4 protein-coding genes are annotated in these 4,748 nt (G+C 49.0%); 2 read left to right on the forward strand and 2 right to left on the reverse strand.

What is annotated here, in order from left to right; genetic code table 11:
- Positions 1 to 173: 173 nt before the first annotated feature.
- A complete protein-coding gene (locus tag LWH94_RS18715; RefSeq protein ID WP_232903251.1) occupies positions 174 to 1,475 on the reverse strand; it encodes a TolC family protein in 1,302 nt (433 codons plus the stop codon).
- A 290-nt stretch (positions 1,476 to 1,765) separates the two neighbouring features.
- Positions 1,766 to 3,019, reverse strand: coding sequence for a DcaP family trimeric outer membrane transporter (locus LWH94_RS18720; RefSeq protein ID WP_226595803.1), 1,254 nt, complete (start codon positions 3,017 to 3,019; stop codon positions 1,766 to 1,768).
- Between the two features lie 346 nt (positions 3,020 to 3,365).
- On the opposite strand from LWH94_RS18720, the gene LWH94_RS18725 reads away from it, so the two are divergent.
- Positions 3,366 to 3,662 (forward strand): hypothetical protein, encoded by a 297-nt coding sequence (locus LWH94_RS18725; protein ID WP_094625953.1) that lies wholly within the window; start codon positions 3,366 to 3,368, stop codon positions 3,660 to 3,662.
- Between the two features lie 186 nt (positions 3,663 to 3,848).
- A complete protein-coding gene (locus tag LWH94_RS18730; RefSeq protein ID WP_232903252.1) occupies positions 3,849 to 4,721 on the forward strand; it encodes a hypothetical protein in 873 nt (290 codons plus the stop codon).
- Positions 4,722 to 4,748: the final 27 nt, after the last annotated feature.

Consider the following 4,748-nt stretch of genomic DNA (forward strand, 5'->3'; position numbering starts at 1 on the left):
TTCCGCCAAAATGGCGGGAAACGGGCAAAAAACACACAAATAAAGGGAAAATAGTGTCTGAATCTTCGATTTTTTGCCGTTTAAACCCAAGATGGGCAAATATCAGCAGTTATTCAGACCTTCCCTAAACACCTTCGATATAAGAGAACGTTCAACCATTAATTTTCTTGTCATCAGGAACCGGATGACATTGAAAGGGCACCGCCGGTGCTCACTTCCAACGCCCGGACGGCGTCGATATAGTCGTGTTGCACTTTGACGTATTCCTTCCTCACCGACAAAAGATTGTCCTGAGCGGACAGGACATCGGAAGCATCGACTTTTCCCGCTTGAAGAGCTTTCTGCATAAGTTGCAGCGTTTCCTCCGAACGCTCGAGAATCGACTCGTTCATCTGGCGCAATCTGCGTACGGCGGATTCGTACTGAGCTACAGCAGATACGACCTGGCGTTCAGTCGCCAAACGCAGTGCCTCGGCCTCAAGCTCGGACATTTTCAACTGAGCCGAGGCCTTCCTTTTTTCACCGGAATAATCATGAAACACAGTCAGAGGCATCGACACACCCGCACCAAAAAGGTTGGATCTTTCCTCCCGCTCGTAGAACCCGAACACTTTCAGGTTCGGAATACTTAGACTCTTGGCCAGTTCCAGGCCGGACTCATTCGCAGCAATTCTGGCTGCTGCCGCCTTCAGATCCCCTCTCTGGCGCTGAGCCAGCGCGACCAGGCGATTAGTTGGTGGCAAGTTGGCACGAGCTACATTGAGTTCTCCCACGACCCCTACCGCATCGGAGGGGGACACCCCAAGAACTTCCGTCAGGTCAATTTTTGATTGCCTAAGCTTTTGCTCCGCTTCGGCCTTCTGGCTCTTAGCTCTTGCCAAGCCAATGACAGCGGTATTGAGGTCAATCCGGGTCTGTTTGCCCCGCTCAACGGACACCTCGACCAGCTCTTTGGTTCGCTGCATCAGCTCAACGGTGCGGCTTGCCGTTTCCAGTTCTTTCTGTGCAAGCAGTATTTTGAAGTAGGCTGACCGCACTCGGGCCTTGGTCGCCACCTTCAGGTATTCGAGTTCCTGCTGTTGAGAAGTGAGAGCGCTCTGAGCACGCGACTGACCGAGATCGCCCCGATTGCCCATCCAGACTTCCTGAGTAACCCGAACCTCGTAGTTCAGTGACTGATCCGCCTGATCTGGATTGTCACGGCCACTCAGCTCAAGCTCTGGGTTGCTTGGCGCCCAGCGGCTGGCATGGTCGAGCTCAGCTTCTTGCATGGACACCGCAGCCCGTCTCAACGCCAACACCGGGCTATTCTCAAATGCCATTGCCATTGCCTCATTCAAGGAGACAGACTGGCTGGCCTTGGCTCGCTGGAACTCCTTGAGTGAAACGCTCTCCCCGGCGGTGGCCGCCGCCGAAGGCATGACGTTCAAGACTCCGGGTACTATCAGCACCCACAACAACAGTCGTTTGTTCATTCAATATCATCCTGGCTATTTGACTGAGATACATGAATCAGCGTTTTCGCCGTAAATGCCAGGACGACCCTACAGACAGACCTTTAAATCAGTCTGAATTCGGCGCCATCACACCTAAACTCGTACGGAGTTCAACGAAACTATGGCGGGGTATACGCCAAAAAGAGGTGAAAGAAAGAGACAAAAGAGGAGGGCATCGTCCAGCGCATGGGAGGGAGCGCAGATAAGAAACGACGGGCCTATTTCAGCCCGTCGTTGGGTCCAATTATGTGAAGCAACACTATGAACGATTAAAAATCGAACTGCGCAGCCAGTTGCAGGCGAGTGTTATCAGCAGATTCGCCATTGGCCAACTCTTTGTCTGCGAAGGAAAGCTCCAATCCCAGCGTTACCGGGTCAGCAACTTTGTAGAAGTTGCTGAAGTGAACGCTTTGCAGGGTTTCAAAGGAGTTCGGGAACAGATCTGCTGGCTGATCGCCCTCTACGCGCCCATAGGACAGACCAGAGGAGAACTTCGGCGTCCACTGCTGACTGATAGCAACGTTGGCACCGTATGCCTCAATGGTTTCAAGATCGCCGTTGGCGTCGATGTATGCTTCACCAATACCAGTGCGGCTAGCGCTGCTGTCATTATTGCTGAAGGAACTGTAGATGTAACGACCCACGCCGTCACCAAAGATCGCCCCTGCCATGACCGTGGTGGCGTCGGTCAGGCTTAGCCGACCAGCAATCAAAACGCCATAACCAAAGGCGTTATCGTCGCCCGTAGCAGCTGCAGAGTCAGTCTGAAGCGAACGTGCCAGACCGGCAACTTCAATGCCACCAGCACTGCCGGCCCACTTGTACTTGGCAGTCAGATCCGGCGCATTATCGCGGGAGCCGTCAAAACCCGTTGTTTCCGGATTCTCAGCAGAAACGGAAAAATTAGCACCGCCGCCAAGAGGCATGGTGTAGCGCAACTGTGCCTGACGAATAAAAGAAACACCTACTGGGCCGTCGAAATCAACCGTGGACGGATAGGCGGTAAATTGCATGAAGTTACTCCAGGTTTGACCGGCGAGCAGGCCGTTCAGCTCACCATAGGCGTGACGAAGACGCAGCCCTCTGGAGTTGGAGAAAACTTCATCACCGCCACCACCGTAGAAGTCACCTTCAACGGTCGTTTTGACATCACCCACTTCGGTTGGCGTGGTTGTCTTAATGCGAACCCGTGATTGTCGAGCATGGGCTCGGAATGAAGGGTCGCTATCGCTATTAGCAGTATCAAGGCCTGCTACGAACAGGCTGTCACCCATGTCCTGATCAAAATCATAGATCATGTCCAGCTTGACATAGCCACCGATTGTTACAGTGGTGTTGGTGCCAGGCACCATCCAACCTTCCGCCCCCTTACTTTCCGCCATGTCATCCAATTGGCGCTGCAAATCATTAATCTGTGTCTGAAGTTCAGTTGCAGATTGCGCATGAACAGACGGGGCCAGCAGACCCGTAACCGAAAGCGCTAGTGTTGCTCTAATCGCTAACCTGAGTTTATTAGTTTGCATTGTAAATCAGTCTCCATGGGCTTTCGTTGTATGTCATCAGACCGGTACTTGGCCCTGAACAAACAGACAGCTAATGCGCTTCAGTTGTCGGCCACTACCGGTAAGTGGTTCATTGTTCTCGCTCTTTCCGCCAGAACAACGACTTGCCATTGATAGCAGATGAACTTGAAACGAAATTGAAACGAAATTGAAAAAACGCCTCCTTAACACCTTTGTATTAACGACCCCGTCGCCCCCGCTTTTCTAGCCGTGCTCTCTTTTCATCATCTAATTTTATTTTTTCAAGCTGAGTTAAAGTTCATCTGTTTCCATCGGGATGCAGACCATTCAACTTAAAGGTGACTCTATGAGAAAACATCTCTTGCTCACATCTCTAGCATTAACCTTGGCGGCAGGAAGTCTCCATGCCTCTGAGGCCAATGACGGCAGCCTGGCACAAAACATGCTCTCCGAAAGCAGCGTTCAGGACATGAAGAGACAGCATAGGGTAATGACTCAGGCAGCCTTATCTGAAGTAGGCATGGAAGCTCGCCGAAAATTGATGCAATCGAATAAAGACGACATTTATCACGAGATGATGAAGTCGGGCGATATTAATCTATCTAAATCAGACCAATTCTCAAAAGATCAGCTTACTCATTAGAAATAATGTCGAACCAATAGCTTTTTCGATTGAATAATAGAAACTTGTCGATACACGACATTCTAAAACCAGTTGCATCGTGAATGGTCTCCACCATTCCGTCTTGCCGCACTACTTTTGTAGTGCGACTTTTTTAGGCCTAGATTTAGTCGATAACAAATTCTAACCACCTGCTTGGCAGACAACATGCCCAGAAAACAACAACGCCCTTCAATAAAACGGAAACTGCTTACTTTCCTGACGCTAACGGGTTTCGCGTGTACCGGGCTGATATTCTTCTCACACACCCTTTTAATCGACTATATCCATGACGAGCTTCACAGGCAGCAGCTAGAGGCTGCAGCTAACCGACTCTCAAAGATGCTAACAAATGATAAAGAAGAAATTACAAAATCCTCTCTCAGAAATTTTTCATTGTCTCAATATTCAGTTCACATCGAAGACAGTCAAGGTCGGAGTTTTACAAGCGAGAACATTAAACCGAAATTACAGGTGGTAGAATCGTTCAGAAAGCCTGGAATTTTTCACATATCGGATGATGATCGCTCAATCCTTGGCTACTACAGAATATTTAATAACAGACAAGATAAACTAAGCGTTACTATAATTGAAAAAAGCTCCTACTCACCAAACACGCTTGACAAAATCCACGTTCTTATATGGATAATATCTTTTACAATTCTCGTTACGATATCATTGATCATATTTATTGGGGTAACTATCGCACTAAAACCCTTAAAAATGATGAGTGCCCAATTAACGTCGCTTAAAAAGGGTCAGCGTAATAGACTGGATGAGAACGTACCTGAAGAATTCAATGAACTTGTCAAACATCTTAATCGTCTATTAGAGTCGTACGACAAAAAACTTACCCGTTCACGCCACCTAGCCGCAGATATTTCTCATAGCTTAAAAACCCCCCTTGCCGTCATAAACTCCATGATCAATGACGAAGCCATTTGTAGTGGTTCAATGATTCCGGACACCAACGTAGGTGGTAAGATCGCCACCATAAACGAGGTGTCTGATGACCAGAAAGCGACGTTCTTTTTCTCCTGAGTTCAAACAGGAAGCAGCCAGCTTGGT

This window comes from Marinobacter sp. G11 (assembly GCF_021282325.1).
Classification (GTDB): domain Bacteria; phylum Pseudomonadota; class Gammaproteobacteria; order Pseudomonadales; family Oleiphilaceae; genus Marinobacter; species Marinobacter vinifirmus.